Source organism: Mesonia profundi, from assembly GCF_031085155.1.
GTDB lineage: Bacteria > Bacteroidota > Bacteroidia > Flavobacteriales > Flavobacteriaceae > Mesonia > Mesonia profundi.
In genome coordinates, this window is record NZ_JAVHUL010000029.1 from 1 (window position 1) to 20,168 (window position 20,168).

At 35.2% G+C, this 20,168-nt stretch carries 15 protein-coding genes; 6 read left to right on the top strand and 9 right to left on the bottom strand.

Annotation, left to right across the window (positions count from 1 at the left end; all coding sequences use genetic code 11):
* Positions 1 to 85: 85 nt before the first annotated feature.
* From RBU60_RS10570 to RBU60_RS10590, 5 genes are all read right to left on the bottom strand, one after another.
* Positions 86 to 364 carry a FoF1 ATP synthase subunit delta/epsilon gene (locus tag RBU60_RS10570; RefSeq protein ID WP_308864940.1) on the bottom strand — a complete coding sequence of 93 codons (279 nt, stop codon included), beginning with the start codon at positions 362 to 364 and terminating at the stop codon, positions 86 to 88.
* 75 nt (positions 365 to 439) lie between these two features.
* On the bottom strand, positions 440 to 1,951 hold the full coding sequence (gene atpD / locus RBU60_RS10575; protein ID WP_308864942.1) for a F0F1 ATP synthase subunit beta: 1,512 nt from the start codon (positions 1,949 to 1,951) through the stop codon (positions 440 to 442).
* Positions 1,952 to 2,065: 114 nt separating this feature from the next.
* Positions 2,066 to 3,913: a glutamine--fructose-6-phosphate transaminase (isomerizing) gene (gene glmS / locus RBU60_RS10580; RefSeq protein WP_308864943.1), complete on the bottom strand. Its 1,848-nt coding sequence runs from the start codon at positions 3,911 to 3,913 to the stop codon at positions 2,066 to 2,068.
* A gap of 2 nt (positions 3,914 to 3,915) precedes the next feature.
* Positions 3,916 to 5,445 (bottom strand): DUF4270 domain-containing protein, encoded by a 1,530-nt coding sequence (locus RBU60_RS10585; RefSeq protein ID WP_308864944.1) that lies wholly within the window; start codon positions 5,443 to 5,445, stop codon positions 3,916 to 3,918.
* 4 nt (positions 5,446 to 5,449) lie between these two features.
* A complete protein-coding gene (locus tag RBU60_RS10590) occupies positions 5,450 to 6,271 on the bottom strand; it encodes a glycogen/starch synthase (RefSeq protein ID WP_308864946.1) in 822 nt (273 codons plus the stop codon).
* Positions 6,272 to 6,331: 60 nt separating this feature from the next.
* Between RBU60_RS10590 and panC the strand changes: the two genes are divergently transcribed.
* Genes panC through radA form a run of 5 tightly spaced genes read left to right on the top strand, consistent with a single transcriptional unit; the run spans position 6,332 to position 11,162 of the window.
* Positions 6,332 to 7,228: a pantoate--beta-alanine ligase gene (gene panC / locus RBU60_RS10595; RefSeq protein WP_308864947.1), complete on the top strand. Its 897-nt coding sequence runs from the start codon at positions 6,332 to 6,334 to the stop codon at positions 7,226 to 7,228.
* A 19-nt stretch (positions 7,229 to 7,247) separates the two neighbouring features.
* The gene (gene panD, locus RBU60_RS10600) at positions 7,248 to 7,598 is read left to right on the top strand and encodes an aspartate 1-decarboxylase (RefSeq protein WP_308864949.1); all 351 of its coding nucleotides are present in this window, start codon (positions 7,248 to 7,250) and stop codon (positions 7,596 to 7,598) included.
* A 9-nt stretch (positions 7,599 to 7,607) separates the two neighbouring features.
* Positions 7,608 to 8,573, top strand: coding sequence for a lysylphosphatidylglycerol synthase transmembrane domain-containing protein (locus tag RBU60_RS10605; RefSeq protein WP_308864951.1), 966 nt, complete (start codon positions 7,608 to 7,610; stop codon positions 8,571 to 8,573).
* A gap of 39 nt (positions 8,574 to 8,612) precedes the next feature.
* Entirely contained in the window at positions 8,613 to 9,764 is a 1,152-nt protein-coding gene (locus tag RBU60_RS10610) for an alpha/beta hydrolase (protein WP_308864954.1), read from the top strand.
* A 30-nt stretch (positions 9,765 to 9,794) separates the two neighbouring features.
* Complete coding sequence (radA, locus tag RBU60_RS10615; protein WP_308864956.1) at positions 9,795 to 11,162, top strand: DNA repair protein RadA; 1,368 nt, start codon at positions 9,795 to 9,797, stop codon at positions 11,160 to 11,162.
* Between the two features lie 183 nt (positions 11,163 to 11,345).
* Here radA and RBU60_RS10620 read toward each other — a convergent pair whose 3' ends face one another.
* From RBU60_RS10620 to RBU60_RS10630, 3 genes are all read right to left on the bottom strand, one after another.
* Positions 11,346 to 12,725: an OmpA family protein gene (locus RBU60_RS10620; RefSeq protein ID WP_308864958.1), complete on the bottom strand. Its 1,380-nt coding sequence runs from the start codon at positions 12,723 to 12,725 to the stop codon at positions 11,346 to 11,348.
* 118 nt (positions 12,726 to 12,843) lie between these two features.
* Positions 12,844 to 14,040 (bottom strand): glycine C-acetyltransferase, encoded by a 1,197-nt coding sequence (gene kbl, locus RBU60_RS10625; protein ID WP_308864959.1) that lies wholly within the window; start codon positions 14,038 to 14,040, stop codon positions 12,844 to 12,846.
* A 21-nt stretch (positions 14,041 to 14,061) separates the two neighbouring features.
* Positions 14,062 to 17,223 carry a UvrD-helicase domain-containing protein gene (locus tag RBU60_RS10630; RefSeq protein WP_308864960.1) on the bottom strand — a complete coding sequence of 1,054 codons (3,162 nt, stop codon included), beginning with the start codon at positions 17,221 to 17,223 and terminating at the stop codon, positions 14,062 to 14,064.
* Positions 17,224 to 17,384: 161 nt separating this feature from the next.
* Between RBU60_RS10630 and RBU60_RS10635 the strand changes: the two genes are divergently transcribed.
* Positions 17,385 to 17,993 (top strand): superoxide dismutase, encoded by a 609-nt coding sequence (locus tag RBU60_RS10635; RefSeq protein ID WP_308864961.1) that lies wholly within the window; start codon positions 17,385 to 17,387, stop codon positions 17,991 to 17,993.
* Between the two features lie 102 nt (positions 17,994 to 18,095).
* Here the strand turns inward: RBU60_RS10635 and RBU60_RS10640 are convergent, their stop codons facing one another.
* Positions 18,096 to 20,024 carry a tetratricopeptide repeat protein gene (locus RBU60_RS10640; protein ID WP_308864962.1) on the bottom strand — a complete coding sequence of 643 codons (1,929 nt, stop codon included), beginning with the start codon at positions 20,022 to 20,024 and terminating at the stop codon, positions 18,096 to 18,098.
* Positions 20,025 to 20,168 lie beyond the last annotated feature (144 nt).

The following is a 20,168-nucleotide window of genomic DNA, read 5'->3' on the forward strand; positions in this document are numbered from 1 at the left end:
AATGAAGTCATTGTTCAGCTTTAAATATTAAATTTAATCCTTTATTAATCTGTATCGATTATTTAGGACTAGACAAGACGTGCTCTTAATCTGCTAAAACAATAGCTTTATTATTTTTGAATTCTAAAACGCCACCTTTAATGTGGTATTCTAACCTTCCATCTTCTCCAGTGGTAAAGTCATTTTTAACTTCTTCCGTTAAGCTTACATTTCCACCAATTTTCACTTCTCCCTTGATAAGTACAGAAACGATGGCTTCGTGATTGCTAAGCATTTGAAATTCTCCATCTACACCAGGAACGGCTACAGATTCAACTTCTGCGCTAAGCAAAACTTTTTCTGGGGTTATTATTTCTAAATGCATAGTATTATCGTATTAAGATGCGAGCTATGACTTGAGATTCTCAAATCCCTAAAGTCTTATCTCTCTAATCTAATTTTATGATTCGGCTAACATTTTTTCTCCAGCTTCTATCGCTTCCTCGATGCTTCCTTTAAGGTTAAAAGCAGCTTCTGGGTATTTATCTAATTCCCCATCCATGATCATATTAAATCCTTTGATGGTTTCTTTAATATCTACCAATACTCCTTTTAATCCTGTAAACTGTTCGGCTACGTGGAAAGGCTGAGATAAGAAACGTTGCACACGTCTTGCACGAGATACGGCCAATTTATCTTCTTCAGATAATTCTTCCATACCAAGAATAGCAATAATATCTTGTAATTCTTTATAGTGTTGTAACAACTCTTTTACACGTTGTGCACAATTATAATGCTCATCTCCTAAAATATCTGCAGTTAAAATTCTTGACGTAGAATCTAACGGATCTACCGCTGGATAAATACCAAGCTCTGCAATTTTACGAGAAAGTACGGTGGTTGCATCTAAGTGAGCAAACGTGGTTGCTGGTGCTGGATCTGTTAAATCATCTGCAGGCACATAAACGGCTTGTACAGAAGTAATCGATCCTCGTTTAGTTGAAGTAATACGTTCTTGCATAGCTCCCATTTCGGTAGCTAATGTAGGTTGGTAACCTACCGCAGATGGCATACGTCCTAAAAGTGCTGACACTTCCGAACCTGCTTGTGTAAAACGGAAAATGTTATCTACGAAGAAAAGTACATCTTTTCCTTGCCCTTCTCCTGCTCCATCACGAAAATATTCTGCAATTGTTAATCCTGAAAGCGCCACACGAGCACGTGCTCCTGGTGGTTCATTCATTTGTCCAAAAACGAAGGTAGCTTTAGAATCTTTCATCGCAGACTTGTCTACTTTTTGAAGATCCCATCCTCCACTTTCCATAGAGTGCATAAAATCATCTCCGTATTTAATAATACCAGATTCTAGCATCTCTCTCAAAAGGTCATTTCCTTCACGTGTTCTTTCTCCTACTCCTGCGAATACAGAAAGACCCCCGTGACCTTTTGCAATATTGTTAATCAATTCTTGAATAAGTACTGTTTTACCTACTCCTGCACCTCCAAATAATCCAATTTTACCTCCTTTTGCATAAGGCTCAATTAAATCGATTACTTTGATTCCCGTATATAAAACTTCTTGAGATACAGATAAATCTTCAAATTTTGGAGCTTCACGGTGAATAGAGAGACCATCTTTACCTGTTTTTGGCAGGTTTCCAAGACCATCAATCGCATCTCCTGTTACGTTAAACAGACGTCCGTAAACATCATCTCCAATTGGCATCTGGATTGGGTTACCTGTAGCCAAAACTTCTGTCCCACGGCTTAAACCATCGGCAGAGTCCATGGCTATTGTTCTTACGGTGTTTTCCCCAATGTGGGATTGAACTTCAAGAACCAATATAGAACCATCTTTATTAGTGATCTCTAACGAATCGTAAATTTTTGGCAACTCAGCGTTTTCTGTGCTAAACACAACGTCAACAACAGGACCAATAATTTGTGCAACTTTACCTGTAACTTTAGACATTATCTAATTGTTTAATTTATAGTTTTTAATAAAGGAAAAAATGCTCTCTTTTTCCGGCTGCAAAGATAGATTATTTTTATGAAATAAAACACCCCTAATTTTGAAAAATAAATATTATTCTACCGTAACGGATTTTGCTAAGTTTCTAGGCTGATCTACATTCTTACCAAGCATTACTGCCACATGGTAAGAAAGAAGCTGAAGCGGAATAGTTGTTAGTAAGGGGGTAAATGCTTCGATGGTATCTGGCACTTCAATGACATAGTCTGCCATAGACCTTACATCTTTATCTCCTTCGGTAACAATCCCGATAATTCTTGCGTCTCTAGATTTTATTTCTTGAATATTACTTACCACTTTTTCATAATGCCCCTTTTTGGTAGCGATAACCACCACCGGCATATTTTCATCAATCAAAGCAATAGGTCCGTGTTTCATTTCCGCAGCAGGATAACCTTCTGCATGAATGTAAGAAATCTCTTTTAACTTTAAAGCGCCTTCTAAGGCTACAGGAAAGTTAAAACCTCTTCCTAAGTACAAAAAATTAGCAGCGTTCATATATTTCTTAGCTACTACTTTTATATGTTCATTAGATTCCAAGGCTTTCTTTATCTTTTTAGGAATTAAATCTAATTCTTGCAAATGATAATGGAAATCGGCGTGACTCATATTTCCTTTTGCCTTGGCTAATTTAAGCGCCATTAAACTCAACACCGTAATTTGTGTAGTAAAAGCTTTGGTAGAAGCTACTCCAATCTCTGGTCCTGCGTGAGTATATGCCCCTGCGTGAGTTTCTCTGGAAATAGAAGACCCCACTACATTACATACTCCAAACACAAAAGCTCCTTTTGATTTTGCCAATTTAATTGCTGCCATGGTATCTGCCGTTTCACCCGATTGCGAAATAGCAATAACCACATCATTTTCATCTATAATAGGGTTTCTATATCTAAACTCTGAAGCATATTCCACTTCAACAGGCACTCTAGCAAAATCTTCAAAAATATATTCTGCTACCAAACCTGCATGCCAAGAGGTACCACAGGCCACAATTAAGATACGTTTAGCATTAGTGAACTTTTCGATATTATCGTCCATTCCTGCCATTCTTACTATGCCTTTATCCACCAACATCCTTCCCCTATACGTGTCTACGATGGCACTAGGTTGCTCATAAATTTCTTTTAGCATAAAATGCTCATAACCTCCTTTTTCAATCTGCTCTAAGTTCATCTGAAGCTCTTGAACGTAAGGAACTACCATAGTATCATCCTGAATCTTGCGCACTCTCACTTCTCTTCCTAAGCGAACAATCGCCATCTCTCCATCTTCAAGGTAAATCGCACTTTTGGTAAATTCAATAAATGGCGAAGCATCTGAAGCGATAAAAAACTCATCTTCACCTACTCCAATAGCCAACGGACTCCCTAAGCGAGCGACAATGATCTCATCTGGTTTATTTCTGTCAAATACCGCAATAGCGTATGCCCCTATAGTTTGATTCAAAGCAATTTGCACTGCTTTCCCCAACTTTACATTTTCTTTTTTCTTTACATCTTCAATAAGATTAACCAAGACTTCCGTATCGGTATCAGATTCGAAGGTGTAACCTCTAGAAGTTAACTCCTGTTTTAAAGAAGCATAGTTTTCAATAATCCCGTTATGAATGATCACGATATCTCCCGAGTTAGAATAATGAGGATGTGAGTTCACATCATTAGGCACCCCATGAGTTGCCCATCTTGTATGCCCTATTCCTATATTCCCTTCAGTAATATTCTCTGCCTCCATCTTATTTTTAAGATCAAGCACTTTACCTTTCGTCTTACAAACATTTAAGTTAGCCCCGTCATAAAGCGCAATTCCCGCACTATCATAACCTCTATACTCTAAGCGCTGCAATCCTTTCAAAACAATAGGGTAAGCGTCTCTATGCCCTATATAACCTACAATTCCACACATAATTAATTTGGTTCGGTATAATATATATTTAGTTTCAATCTGTTCCCTTCTGGTGCATCTGGACCATATAAAACAGTACTCTGGGGGGTCAATAACATGGGAGAAGGTACCACCTCTAATTGATAATCTTCATCTACATTTTCTTCTCCTTCGACTTCTACTTTTACAGGATTAAATATGTTTACATTATTACTCACCATTAATCCAAGTCTTGTATTGGTGGAGTCTTTATTAATAATGTCGCTTACATAAGAAGTAAGCTTTAATTTATAAAACCTTTTTCCGTTATCATCTTCATCTAATCTACCCAAGTGGATTAATCTAGACTTAAGCGGATTATTATCATTGGCACTCACATCAAAAGTATAATCTTGCAAAACCCTATTGTTTTTTACATCATAGATAAACAATCGTTGAGGCTGATTATGATCTTCACTGATTTGATTTTCATCTACATAAAACGTAAGATTAGCTTCATTAATTAACCAATCTGAATCCCTTAGCGTCTCTAACTCTGAAGGATCTGTAAACAAGTCTATAACTCCCATAGACCCCTGTCCTCCCTTTAAATAAATTCCATCCCCTGTCGGAATAGTTTGATTATCTGTATTGATAACATTTACGATATTAGACCCAAAAAGTAAAGAGTATTCTTTTTGCTCTATTTCCTCTTCAGAAGGATCTTCCACTTCAGAAGTGTTATAATACAAGATAATTTTCGCTTCTTCAGACCTTAAATCTAGCAAGGACAAAGCGGTTGTAGCCGCTCCTGAGGTATTTACAGGCTTTATATATAAACCCCTAAAAAAATTTCTGAAATTAGAGTCACTCAACAATTCTGAGCTGCCCTCTCTATCCAATATCAATTCCTGAAAATATTCACGAGGAAGTTCGATTCTCGTTCTTGGGCTCGCCAAAATCGTGTCAAACTCTCCTTTAGAGTTGACTTCTCTGTAACTCACCTTTAATGGAGATGGCTTAAAGTCTTCTACCGTAAAAAATGGCTGAGGATCTAAATAGCCTTCAAAAGTTTCCTGCTGATTTGAATAATAAGCCTGTGGCTCATAATCATCTTCTGGATCTTCATTCCTTAAGAAATAATTAGATCTATAAAATTCTAAGTCAATTGGATTATTTCCGTATATAGAATCCAATTTAAATTGAACTCCATCTTCATTCTGACCTATCGGTCGACTGTAATAGGGAATTGACAAGATTACACTATCTAAAGCTGGATATGCACCAAAACTAGGGCTTGGATTTTGAAGTTTTAATTGTGTCAAAATACTGGCAGAGTAATCTCCATAAACTCCGTCATTATAAAACCCAATCGAATAACTATTCAACAAGTTAGATTGCATTTTAATTAAAGGCTTTGTCGCTACTTCTATTTGGGAAGCATCGTACAGAAGTGCATCAAAATTGTTATCGTTGACTAAGTTACTTCCTGCTGCTGCAAAATCATCTTCACAAGAGGTGGTAATTAAAACTACTCCTAAAAGAAGTAATACTAACCGGCCTAATTCTTTCATATATTTATTCTTTTTCTTCGTTTAAGACTTCTGTAAAATAAAAGTCTTGATATGCTTGAGCAAATTCTTCTTTAGTTTTGTACTCTAAAGTTGGCAAACCTTTATCTTCTAAATACTTCTCCAACTCTTCTGGCAATTCTTCACTTCCTTTAATTAAAGCATCAGAATTATCGATAGCTGTTTTCATAATATTAGAATAAGTAGGCGTTTCTAAATGAGCTACCACATCGTCTTCTAATCCATCAAACAAGACTTTCTTTTGCATCTCTTCATCTAACATTCCTTCAAAGCCTTTATTGTACACAGAGGTAACAATTTTTGAATTTAAAAAAAGCGGCTCATGTCCATAATAGTTTCTTAAATAAAGCGGAAGCAAGGAAGCCAACCAGCCATGAACGTGAATAATATCTGGAGACCAGTTTAGCTTTTTAACGGTTTCAATCACTCCTTTGGCAAAAAATATAGCTCTCTCATCATTATCTTCAAAAAGATTGCCATCTTCATCTGTCAAGGTTGCTTTTCTTTTAAAGTAATCTTCATTATCAATAAAGTAAACCTGCATGCGTTCTTTAGGAACTGAAGCGACTTTAATAATCAAAGGCATGTCTAAGTCGTTAATTACCAAATTCATTCCAGAAAGGCGAATAACTTCGTGTAATTGATGCCTTCTTTCATTAATATTACCAAACCTTGGCATAAAAATACGAATTTGCCCTCCTTGATTATTGATCATTCTAGGTGCCTCAAATGACATGGATGATATTTCGGTTTCTGGTAAATAAGGAATTACCTCTGAAGAAACGTACAAGATGCGCTTATCTTTCATAAATGATATACTATTGCGGTTACTATTAACTATAAAAAACAGGCAAAATTACGAAATTTTATGCAGTTTACCAGTATTATATTAATTTTGCACAACCTAAACAACAAACACGTGCTACTATTTAAAGAAAAAAGCGCACTTAGAAACTATCTATCTGCCCAAAAAGAAACTAATAAAACCATAGGTTTTGTTCCTACTATGGGTGCTCTTCATGAAGGTCACCTTTCGCTAATTGAATTTGCACAAAGCGCATGTGACCTCGTGGTTGTTAGCATATTTGTAAATCCTACACAGTTTAATAATGAAGATGATTTAGAAAAATACCCTAGAACTCTAGATAGCGACATTCAATTAATAAAATCTAAATTTCCTAAAAATGTTATTGTATTTGCTCCTTCTGCCCATGAAGTTTACGGCGAAAATATTTCTTCTTCTCAGTTTAATTTTGGACCTGTCGCAAGCTTTATGGAAGGAAAATATAGAAACGGTCATTTTGACGGGGTAGGGACGATTGTGAAAAAACTATTTGAGATGGTAAAACCACACAAAGCCTTCTTTGGAGAAAAAGATTTCCAGCAATTATTAATCATAAAAAAACTGGTAGAACTCACCAAGCTGCCTATAGAAGTAATTGGTTGCAAAATAAACCGAGAAAAAAGTGGGTTGGCAAGAAGCTCTAGAAATGCATTACTATCTAATAAAGACCGACTAGAATCTGCCTTTATCTATCAAACATTACAACAAGCAAAAGCAAACTTTGGCACAAAATCTGTTAAAGAGATAGAGAGGGACATTAAAACTGCTTTTGAGCGACATCCCTTGTTAAAATTGGAATACTTTGAAGTAGCTAACGCTCATACCTTAGAGCCATTTTCTAACAAAAAAGAACAATATCGCGCATTTATTGCCGCTTATGCTAATAATGTAAGGTTAATTGATAACATTGCACTAAACTAAAAGTTTTAAACACAAAAAAATGCAAATTCACGTTGTAAAATCTAAAATTCACCGCGTAAAAGTTACCGGTGCTGATTTAAATTATATTGGGAGCATCACGATTGATGAAGACCTCATGGACGCCGCCAATATTGTGGAAGGCGAAAAAGTTCAAATTGTAAATAACAATAACGGCGAAAGATTAGAGACTTATGCGATTCCCGGACCTCGAAACTCTGGAGAAATTTGTCTAAATGGAGCCGCTGCACGAAAAGTAGCAAAAGGTGACGTTCTTATCTTAATCACTTACGCCATCATAGAGATGGAAGAAGCAAAAGGCTTTAAACCCGCCATTGTTTTTCCTAATGAAGAGAACAACCTCTTAAACTAAAGTCTTCTTTTGAAAAAAAAGAAAGTCATAAAATGCCTTAAAATTATACTCCCACTTTTGCTGGGAGTTTTTTTAATTACCATCTCTATCTACCGCTCTACCGAAGAAGAAAGAAATCAGTTGTATGAAAATATTATTCATGCAGATCTGTTTTATGTATTCCTATCGCTATTCTGTGGTTTTTCATCTCATCTTTCTAGAGCTTATCGTTGGAAATTTTTACTCGCCCCTTTAGGTTACAAAATAAAACTTCATAACAGTTTTATGGCTGTAATGTCTGGATATTTGGCCAATTTAGGTATTCCTAGATCGGGAGAAGTGTTAAGAGCTGCAAGCGTCGCGAACTATGAAAAGATTCCTTTTGAAAAAGCTTTTGGAACGATTATTTCTGAAAGAGTTGCCGATTTAATTATGCTATTACTCATTTTAAGCATTGCTTTTATCTCTCAAACCGAGTACATCCTCATGGTCATGGATAACTATCAAATTAATCCGTTCATGGGAGTTTTAGCTTTAATTATTTTATTTTCATTAGGACTTTTATTCTTAAGACTTCTTAAAAAATCGACTATTCCCATCATCGTTAAAGTGAGAGACTTTGGCAAAGGCATCTTAGAAGGAATGAAAAGCATTCTCAGCATGAAGAATAAATTTGCTTTTATTTTTCATACTTTTTTTATCTGGGGAATGTATCTTCTTATGTTTTTCCTCATCAAATTTGCCGTGCCAGGAGCTTCAATAATTGACATGGGACAAATCCTAGTTGCTTTTGTCGTAGGATCTTTTGCCATCTCTGTAACCAATGGAGGCATTGGTGTCTACCCTATCGCCATAGGAGCTGTCCTTGCACTTTATGGAATAAATCAACAAACAGGAGAAGCTTTTGGTTGGGTAGTATGGGGCTCGCAAACACTTTTAAACTTGATTATTGGCGGTTTATCCATAATACTAATGCCACTGGTTAATAAAAAATAAATTTTTCTTATATTATAAGACAATTTCAAAGCTAACCTTATGAAAACGTCTTTCTTATTTTTAAGCTTACCTTTAATTTTTCCGTGTCTAGTTTTCAGTCAAGTAGAATATAAAATATTAAAATCTGAAAAACTTCAAGCTCAGCGAGAAATTAAAATACAGCTGCCGCGGAATTATAAATCGAATACAAAAAAAACCTATCCTTTGGTTCTAGTTTTAGACGGAGATTACCTTTTTGAGCCTGTTGCCGGGAATGTAGATTATTACAGTTATTGGGAAGATATGCCTGAATCCTTAGTGGCAGGTATCAATCAATCTAAAAGTAGAATGAAGGATACCAAATATGATAAAAAAAATGAGCTTCCTGTAGATGAAGGAGCCGATTTCTTTGAATTTATAGGGGGTGAACTTTTACCTTTATTAGAAAAAAATTATCGCCTCTCTGACTTTAAGATTATTATAGGTCACGATCGCACCGCCAACTTTATGAATTATTACTTACTCAAGAAAAGTCCGATCTTTGACGGTTACATTAACTTAAGTCCAGATTATACCGATGTGATTAAAAGTAATCTTTCTATAGTTCTTTCAGCTTCCAAAGATAAAATTTGGTACTATATAGCCACAGGAACAGATGATGCCGAGGAGTTAAAAGAAGCTAATTCTCAAATGATTGATAAGCTAAAAAAAATTAATAACGACAACCTCTATTTCTATAGTGATAATATTGAAGGAGGAACGCATTATTCTTTAGTAGGAAGAGCGATCCCGAAAGCCATAGAAGATATTTTTGCTGTTTATAGACCTATTTCTTCCAAAGATTACGAAGAAAAGGTATTAAGCACCAAAGGGACATTTGTCGAATATTTAGAAAATAAATATAAAATCATTCAAAACCTTTACGAGCTACAAATTAAGATACGTATTAGTGATTTTATGACCATCTCTTCGGCTATCGAAAAAAAGAAAAAATATGATCAATATCAAAATTTAGGCAAATTGGCTAAAAAAGAACATCCTAATAGTATGATTGGTAGTTATTTCTTGGCTCGCTTCTATGAAGAAAATGGAAGACCCAAAAAAGCCCACAAAGAATACCGCAGTGCATTTTCATTAAACGAAGCTTCTTACTTAACCAAAGATATGATGATAGAAAAAATTAACTCTCTTAAAGAGCATTTTGGCTTGTAAACTTTATATATTTTAACTTAAAATTTTCTAATGGCTAAAACTAAAACTACCTTCTTTTGTCAAAACTGCGGAAACGCACACGCTAAGTGGCAAGGACAATGTTCCTCATGTAAACAGTGGAACACCTTGGTAGAAGAAGTTGTTCAAAAACAGGACACCAAAGACTGGAAAGGCCCCTCTAGCAGCGCTAAAAAATCAAGAACCGCCAGTCCTGCTCTTATAAAAGATATTCAATACGAGAAAGAAAGGAGACTTTCTACCAATAATGCTGAGTTAGATCGCGTATTAGGAGGAGGTCTCATCCCTGGCTCTTTAACACTATTGGGAGGAGAACCAGGAATAGGGAAAAGTACATTATTGCTGCAGGTTTCTCTTAACCTAAAGTATAGAACCTTATATGTTTCAGGAGAAGAAAGTCAACAGCAAATAAAAATGCGAGCAGAACGTGTCAATCCTAATCCTTCTGAATGCTATATTCTTACCGAAACAAAAACCCAACACATTTTTCAACAAATTGAAAAATTAGAACCAGAAATTGTCATCATAGACTCCATACAAACTCTACACAGCGACTTTATAGAAAGCTCACCCGGTAGTGTTTCACAAATTAGAGAGTGCACCTCAGAACTTATTAAATTTGCCAAAGAAACACACACTCCCGTATTGCTTATTGGGCATATCACTAAAGAGGGTAGTATTGCTGGCCCAAAGATTTTAGAACATATGGTAGATACCGTTTTACAGTTTGAAGGGGATCGTAATCATGTTTATAGAATTTTACGTGCTCACAAGAATAGATTTGGTTCTACAAACGAATTGGGTATTTATGAAATGTTAGGAGAAGGTTTACGCGAAGTTAGTAATCCTTCGGAAATATTATTAACCAAAGGCAACCAAGAGCTAAGCGGAACGGCAGTTTCGGCAACCTTAGAAGGCTTAAGACCTTTAATGATAGAAATACAGGCTTTGGTAAGCACCGCTGTCTACGGGACGCCTCAACGCTCTACAACAGGTTACAATGCTAAACGTCTTAATATGATTTTGGCGGTGTTAGAAAAAAGAGCTGGATTTAGATTGGGAGCCAAAGATGTCTTTTTAAACATTACTGGAGGAATCTCTGTAGACGATCCTGCCATTGATCTTGCCGTTGTTGCAGCTATTCTTTCTTCTAACGAAGACATTTCTATAGAGAAGAATATATGTTTTGCTGCAGAAATTGGTTTAGCAGGAGAAGTAAGACCCGTTCCTAAGATAGAACAACGTATTTTAGAAGCAGAGAAATTAGGTTTTGAAACTATCGTGGTTTCTACTCAAAATAAATTAAATCCAGGAAAATATGCAATTAAAGTAGAATTAGCTTCTCGTGTAGAAGAGGTAGTAGAATTTCTTTTTGGATAAGTACATATAAGTTATCTTAAAAAACTAAGTCTTGGAATCTTTACGTTTTCTATGCTGAATTTAATTTCAAGTACTCCACTTTTATGTAAATTACAATCTAACCTTTAAGTTCACTTGAAACTTACAACAAATAAAAAAACCGCCTCGTAGGAGGCGGTTTTTATTGTTATGCAATAAGGATAATTACTCCTTATCTCTGTTCTTCTCTAAAGAAACTTCTACACGTCTGTTTTGCTGTCTTCCAGCTGCAGTCTTGTTAGTTGCGATAGGCTTAGCCTCACCGTAACCTTCAGAAGTAACTCTATCTGCAGAAATATTAGCTTTTTCTATTAAGTAATTTTTTACAGAAGCTGCTCTTTCTTTAGAAAGTTTTAAGTTATAAGCATCTCTACCTTGACTATCTGTATGTCCTTCAATGTGGAAAATAGTACTTGGGTACTCATCCATAATTTCAGAAATAGACTCTAAAGCATCATAAGATTCTTTACGAATACTTGATTTGTTAAGATCAAATAAGATGGTTTTAGAATATTCATTCAATTCGTTGATTACCTCTACAGTAACCTCAGGACAACCATTGTTAGCTTTTGTTCCAGCAACATCTGGACATTGATCATCTTTATCTAATACACCGTCACCATCACGATCTTCAAAAGGACAACCATTGTTAGAAGCAGGACCAGCCTCTTCAGGACAATCATCTTCACTGTCTTTAATTCCATCACCATCAGCATCAGGACATCCGTTTAAAGATTTTAATCCAGCTTCAGTAGGACAATCATCTTGAGGATCTGGGATTCCGTCACTATCAGTATCAGGACATCCGTTAAATTCAGCTAAACCAGCTTCATTAGGACAATCATCTTCACTATCTTGGATTCCATCACCATCAGAGTCAGGACATCCATTAAATTCAGCTAAACCTGGAGTTTCTGGACAATCATCGTTCTTGTCAAAAATTCCGTCACCATCTGTATCTTTTCCTCCAAAAGCCAATTTAAAACCAGCTGAATGTTGGAAATGATCTAAGTCTGTATCTCCTAATCCATCTTTATAAGTAGACTGGATATTAAAGGCGATGTTATCAGTTAACCAAAAGTCAAAACCTAGAGTTCCGTTTACAGAACCTTGTCCGTCATCATCAATCCAAGTATAACCTCCACCAATACCTAAGTAAGGATCAAACCATCCTTCTTCATTGATAAGGTTTTTAAAACTATATCTAATTGCTCCATCTGCTCCATAATAAGATAAATCATCTCTTCTTTCATCTCCAAACTTATCAATTCTGTTTACAGAACCCGCAAGTTGAACTGAAAAGCCTGCACCAACATATCTACCTAAAGTAACTCTTGAAACTGAAGGCAATATATTGTAATGATCTCCAAAGTTGAAGTATTCATCAAACATTCCACCCTGAGGCGCATCTTCCCCTACAGGATAAAAATCTACGGCGTTGACACCAATACCAACTGCCCAAGGATTGTTCTCATCTTGTGCCTGTACAGTTGTAAGACCTAAGAAGAACAATGAAACTAATAAAAATCTGCTAAGATGTTTCATATTATAAATTTTAATTTAAGTGTTAATTATCAACAAAAGTAATCGCTTGTTAAGTATTAAAAAAAGAAAAAATAATAAAATTTTCTTAACACTTTCAGCTATGCGCTTATAAACCTGCTTATATCACGTTTAGTTTCTTTCCAACTTTCTTAAATGCGTCTACCGCTTTTATCAAGTTTTCTCTACTATGCGCTGCAGAAAGCTGCACTCGTATTCTCGCTTTATCCTTTGGTACTACAGGAAAAAAGAAGCCTATCACATAAATACCTTCTTCTAAAAGCATGTCTGCCATTTCTTGAGAAAGTTTAGCATCATAAAGCATAACAGGAACGATGGCAGAGTCTCCATCTATAATATCAAAACCTGCATCTTTCATTTCCTTTTTAAAGAATTTGGTGTTTTCTTCCAGTTTATCTCTTAAGTCTGTATTGTTAGAAAGCATTTCAAACACTTTAATAGAAGCTCCTACAATCGCTGGCGCTAAAGAGTTGGAAAATAAGTAAGGCCTAGAACGCTGTCTCAACATATCTATAATTTCCTTTTTTCCTGTGGTATAACCCCCCATTGCTCCTCCCATTGCTTTTCCCAGGGTCCCTGTAATGATGTCAATACGACCCATTACATCTTTCTCTTCTAAGGTTCCTCTTCCGGTTTTACCAATAAATCCAGTCGCATGACATTCATCAATCATCACCAAAGCATCATACTTATCTGCTAAATCACAAATTTTGTCTAATGGCGCCACTAAGCCGTCCATAGAGAAAACCCCATCGGTTACAATAATTTTAAAACGAGCTCCTTTTTCATTAGCCACTTTTAATTGCTCTTCTAAGTCTTCCATATTGCTATTCTCATAGCGGTAACGTGCAGCTTTACAAAGCCTAACCCCATCAATAATAGAAGCATGGTTTAAAGAATCTGAAATAATTGCATCTTCTTTAGTAAGAATAGGTTCAAAAACACCTCCATTGGCATCAAAAGCCGCAGCATATAATATAGTGTCTTCCGTTTCATAGAAATCAGCAATATCTTTTTCTAATTGCTTGTGAATGTCTTGTGTTCCACAAATAAAACGAACACTACTCATTCCAAAGCCATGAGAATCCAAAGTGTCTTTTGCCGCCTGAATCACTTCTGGGTGCGAAGAAAGCCCCAAGTAATTATTGGCACAAAAATTAATCACCTCTTCCCCTGTATCAATTTTTATGACAGCATCTTGCGGTGTCGTAATAATTCTTTCTTTTTTATAGAGACCATTTTCTTTAATCTCATTCAATTCATTTTGTAGGTAATCCTTAATTTCTTTACTATACATGGTTTAATAATTTTAATAAATTCAAATGTAAACAATCTTTAGCTCAGCTGTGTCGTGTAGGTATATTAATATTTTCTTTGTAACGCTATATCCTAAACCTTCTACAGCCAAAGCGTAAGTATTGATTTGATTTTCATGGGTAGAAGAAAAAGCTCCTGTTTTATAATCGATCACAATCGCCTCTTTCCTTTTGATACACAATCGATCTAAGCGCTTGAACTCTCTCTCATACAAAATTTCTTTTTCCGTATAAATGATATATTCTTCAGAGAAATAAGCTTTAAGCTCTGGATGCTCCACTAAGTTTAGAATCGAATCTTTATAAAGAGAGGCTGCTTTTTTTTCTATTAATGAAGACTGAACGGCCTTTTTTAAAGCACTTTCTACATCATTTACAACCCGAATATCATTTAAAATCTCGTGTAAAGTGTTTCCAAAATCTATAGAAGCTTCTTGATGCGTATCCCATAAAACGCCAGATTTGGTCACTACATCGATATCATGTTGTGTAGGCGCAGAAGAAATCATCTCTTGATAGATCAATTCTTCTTGCTCCTCTTTTACTTCTTGCTGATTTGAGAGTTCTCCAAAAGAATAACTCAAGGAATCGTCCCACTTCTTCTTCAGTTTTAAGTAATCAATTAAAATTCCGGAGGTTTTATTTTTCTTCGGAAGATCATTTTTGTCCAATTCAAGTTCAGATAAAATATAAAGCTGATTTTTAGCTCTCGTAAACGCCACATAAAGTACGTTAAGCACATCAAACTGTTTTTCTCTAAGCAGCTGAGTGTATTTTGCGGCCGCATCTCCCTTAAAATCTAAGAGTTTTTTGGAAGCTCTCAAGTAACCTAATGGAATAGGCAAACTATCGTCTTGCAACTCTACCCATAAAAAATCTTTAAGGGTATCATCTAAAGCCGAATTCGCATACGTATGAATCACGATAGGAAACTCCAAACCTTTAGATTTATGAATGGTCATAATTTGTACAGCATCCTGTCCTTCTGGCGCCACAATGCTTAACCTTTCCTTTTTCTGTTCCCATTCCTCTAAGAAATGCAATATGCCTCCACTATTCTTCTGTGTAAATTCATACACAAAATCTAAGTAAAATTGCACGTAAGCATTAGAACTGTCATCAAGTCTAAAACTACGCAACACATATTCTACGCCGTCATAAAAAGGAATTTTCTGAAAGTTAGCAAGGTTAAAAAACAGCTGATGTTCTTCTAAAGCATCAAAAAATTCTTGTCCAATTAAGGGAAGTTTTGCGTTTACGAAGGTGAAAAAATCTAATTCGCTTAATTGATGCTCCCATAAATAATGCAACACACCAAACTTAGCTTGTTGATCTAAAGGATAAACACTAAGCTGCAACAAATGATTGATAAATTGCACTTCCTTAGACTGATTTACCAACAAGGTTTCTGAAGAAATAATAGGAATTCCGTGTTCATTTAAATATTCGGCAATGGCATATCCTTCTTTTTTTCTCCTCACCAGAATACAAATGTCTTCTTTGCGGTACTCTTTTTCTTCTAAATTTTTAATGAGTTCTAAAATCTTCTGCGGATAGATTTCATCTTTCTCTTCAGCATTTTCGGCCTCTATAAAATCTATCTGTACATAACCTCCTTCTTTTTTTTCTACTTTCTGTGCTGCATTTAAAAAAAGATCTTCGTATTCTGGAGTCTCAATATACGAAGCCGCGTGTGCAAAAAATTCATTATTAAAGTTGACTACCTCTGCTTTGCTTCGCCAATTTGAAGGTAGATTTTCCACTATTTTTAAAACCGAAAATGGATTGTTATACACTCCCTCCTGCTCCTTACTCAAATCGATAAACTGCTCGGCTTTTCCTCCTCGCCAACGGTAAATAGACTGCTTGGCATCTCCTACTAAGTGTAAACTTCCCAGTTTTCCTGTGGAAGAGTACGAACTCAAACTGTTGGAGATTAACGGAATTAAATTATTCCATTGTAATTCTGATGTGTCTTGAAATTCGTCTATAAAATAATTTTGATAGCGTTCACCTAATCGTTCATAAATAAAGGGAACCGGTTGATTTTTTACGCTTTCGCTGATTTTTTTATTAAAATCTGAAATGAGTAAAATATCCCGTTCTTGTTTTAGCAATTCTACCTCGCGAGAAATCGCATTTAATAAGGATAAAGAATTCAGATTTTTTAAGACCTGCTTATAAAACTCTTGTTGAAAAGCAGCTTTCTCTACCATTCTATATTGCGCAGCAATCTGCGGTAAAAGTGCGTCCATCACGCTCTTTTTATCGTCGGTTTGTTTTTTTGCATAAGGCGTATTGGTTTCTATATCTAGCTGCCACTTGCTGCCTGTAGGATACCAATTGTCATTATCAATTACCTTCTGAAAATACTTGGGAATATACCCGGAACTAAAATCTTTAGTTTCTAACCCATTTTGATTCATAAGTTCCATAAAATTATTCGCTTCCGCTTTAGCGATCTCATATAGCAATTTCACTTTCTCCTGAAGCAGCTTTTCGAAAGTTTTAAAATCTTTTAACTCATATTTTTGTAGAATACCAAGAGGCTCGATGTAGTTTTCATTGATGAGAAGTTTTGCAATCTCATTTAAATCTTTTGCGATGTCCCAGCTTTTGTCATCATCGGCTTTGCTTAAAGAGAAATCAATCAAGATTTTGGTAAGCTGTTGGTCTTTTCCTGCTTTTTCTATAATTCGGTCTACGGCTTCGCTTAACACCAAACCGGTATCCATTTCTACTTCAAAATTAATGGCAATCCCCAAATCTTTAGCGAAGGTGCGCAATACGCGGTGGGTAAATCCATCAATGGTTGAAATCTCAAAAGCAGCATAATTATGTAAGATACTCTCTAAGATCAGTTTGCTTTTTTGATGCACTTCTTCAGCCGTTAGCTGGGTTTCTTCTTCAATAGCTACACGTAAAGCCACATATTTAGCTGGTGTGTCTTCTTCCGCGAAAGCGCGCAAAGCTTCAATAATTCTACTTTTCATTTCGGCTACAGCTTTATTGGTAAAGGTGATGGCCAAAATATTCTTATAAAAATCCTTTTGAGAAGATTGAAATAAGAGGCTGAGGTATTTTTTTACAATCGTAAAGGTTTTACCAGAACCGGCAGAAGCGTTAAAGACATAAAAAGGAATAGGACCGGGAGTTTGCAACACGTATAATTTTTTTACTAAAATAAGAAATGTAAACGTATCCTTAAGCTTTAGAAGAAGGATTTAGTATTTAAGTATTTTATAACATTATATAATTTCTAAAGTGTGTCTTAATAGTTAAATTTGATTGAAAATTTACTTTTAACAATTAAAACTATATAATTATGGCTTTTGAACAACCAAAACTTAACTATGCATACGATGCATTAGAACCTAATATAGATGCGAAAACAATGGAAATCCATTATACGAAGCATCATGCAGGTTACACTAAAAAATTAAATGCCGCGGTGAGCGGAACTGATCTTGAAGGAAAGAATATTGAAAACATTCTTACCAACCTAGATATGGAAAACAAAGCAGTAAGAAATAATGGTGGTGGTTTTTACAATCACAACTTATTTTGGGAGGTAATGTCTCCAAAAGGAGGAGGAAAACCTACTGGAGATCTTGCTAAAGCTATTGATGAGGCTTTTGGAGATTTTGATTCTTTTAAAGAAGAATTTTCTAAAGCTGCCGCTACTCAGTTTGGATCTGGGTGGGCTTGGCTTTGTGTACATAAAGGAGGAAAAGTACAAGTTTGCTCTACGGCAAACCAAGACAATCCATTGATGCCAGGACAAGGCTGTGGAGGTCACCCTATTTTAGGATTAGATGTTTGGGAGCACGCATACTACCTAAACTATCAAAACAGAAGACCTGACTATATTGATGCATTTTTTAATGTAATCGATTGGAAAAAAGTGGGAGAAAAATACACAGAAGCTAAATAGGTTCCCTTTTAGCTCATAGTACAGACTGCCTAACAAGTAAACTTTTGCTCTTTTTCGTTTTCCGCGGAATAGAAAATCAAAACTAACTTTTTAGGCAGTTTTTTATTTTTTAGGAATAGCGATAATTACTAGTGTACCTGTAGAATCACCATGAGCATCTACTAAATCTGTATAGGTAATAGAACAATCATAGTGGTATTTCTTATAAAAGTTATCAAGTAATTCTTTCGTGATCGTAATCCCTACCGACTTTTTATCTAGTTTTCTTTTTGATTTAGTTATTTCTGCTTCTTTTCTACCTATTCCATTATCTTTTACCTCAATCAATAAATGATTTTTTTGTTCTTCTACAGAAATGTTTATTACTTTTTCCCCTTCTTTCTTGGGCAATAAGCCATGCCATAAAGAGTTTTCTACAAAAGGTTGTAAAAATAAGGAAGGCACAGGAACCTTATCTAAATCATAGTCGGTTTCAATATCTATTATAGAGGTAATTTGTTCGTTAAATCTTATATTCTCTATTTGAAGGTAAAGCGCTACCGTATCTAACTCTTCTGTCAATGGAACTTGCTTGGATAAAGAAGACTCTAAAATCTTCCGCATCAGCTTAGAGAATTTATTGAGGTAGTAAACTGCATTCTTTTTCTCGTTTTGAATCACGTACAGTTTAATGGCATTAAGCGCATTAAATATAAAATGCGGGTTCATTTGAAAGCGCATTAATCGCTGTTCAAGATCCAATATATTTTTTTCTGATTTTAATTGACGTTGTCTATAAAATAAATAGACACTTATTAAAGCCAAACTGGCTAAAATAGAAATGATGATCCAAACGTTTTCTTGTCGCTGATGCTTTAATTCACTAATTCTATTTTCGGCAGATAAATTTTTAATTTTTTCTGATTTCTTTACAGACTCATACTTTATAATTAAATCATTGATATACTGTGCTTTCTTTAAACCGGTTAATTCGGCTTCTAACGTTTGGTATTTTTTATAATGCATCAAAGCTTCAGCAGGCTTACCACTTACCTCATAAAGTAAAGATAAATACTTATGCAGACTGGTTTGTAAATCTTTTAAGTCTTTCTCTTGAACTTCTTCCAGGCTTAGGAGATAAATAGACTCTGCTTCGTCATACATTTTATTTGCAAAGGCCAGCTTCCCTTTATTAATGGCAATGAGCAAGATATAAAAATCACTATTCACACTTTTTGCAATGGGTGTAGCCTTTTCTATGTATTCTTTAGCTTTCCGAAGATTGTTCTTTTTAAGATAAATGCTTGCTAAACGGTTATAGCAAATCATTCTTCCAAAATGATTTCCTAATTCAGTATCTATTACCAAGGCCTTTTCTACGTAAAGAATTGCTTCATCATACTGCCCAATTTTCTCATAGGTCTTACCAATATTTTCGTTGTTGATAGAAACCGACCAGCGGTTACCCGATTTTTCTGCTATCGCCGAGGCCTTTTTGAAACTCTCTATAGCTAGATCATGCTGCTCTAGCAAGATATATACATTCCCAATAGAATTATAAGAAACCTCCTTACTCCTTAAAATTCCATTAGATGGATTCTGTACTTTTTCTGCAATAGCTAAGGCTTTCGTATGAAAGTCTATAGAGGATTCGTAAGCATTCATCTTTCGAAAATCTACACCAATCATATTTAAGCTAAAGATTTCAAACTCTTGATTCTTAGCCCTTTTCGCATAAGTCAAGGCTTCTTGATGCATGGCTAAAGATCTTTTATACAAGGCATGCTTTCTATAAATATTTCCTAATTTTATAGACTCATAACTTACTCCCGTAAAATATTTCTCTTTTTTAAAACGCGCAATTGCATTTTTTACTTTTGTAGAATCCCTCTGAAAAAATTTTAATTGATCATTGATGTCTTTATAAGTTAAAGGTCGTTCTATTAATATGCTATCTATAGCTTGCGCAGGAGTATTTTTTGCCCAAGTGGCAAAAGAAAATAGAAAGCAAAAATATAGCGTTAAGCAAGAGAGTTTTAATGAGGGGATCATTTCCTTTTTATTAATAAATCGAGGTTTCAAAATGGTATAAAATGAAAAAAAAGGTGGTTAAAATAACCACCTTTTTGCCCCAAATTTTACCATAAACTTAACCTACTTAGTTATGGAATTATAAATATACACTATTCTTATGTA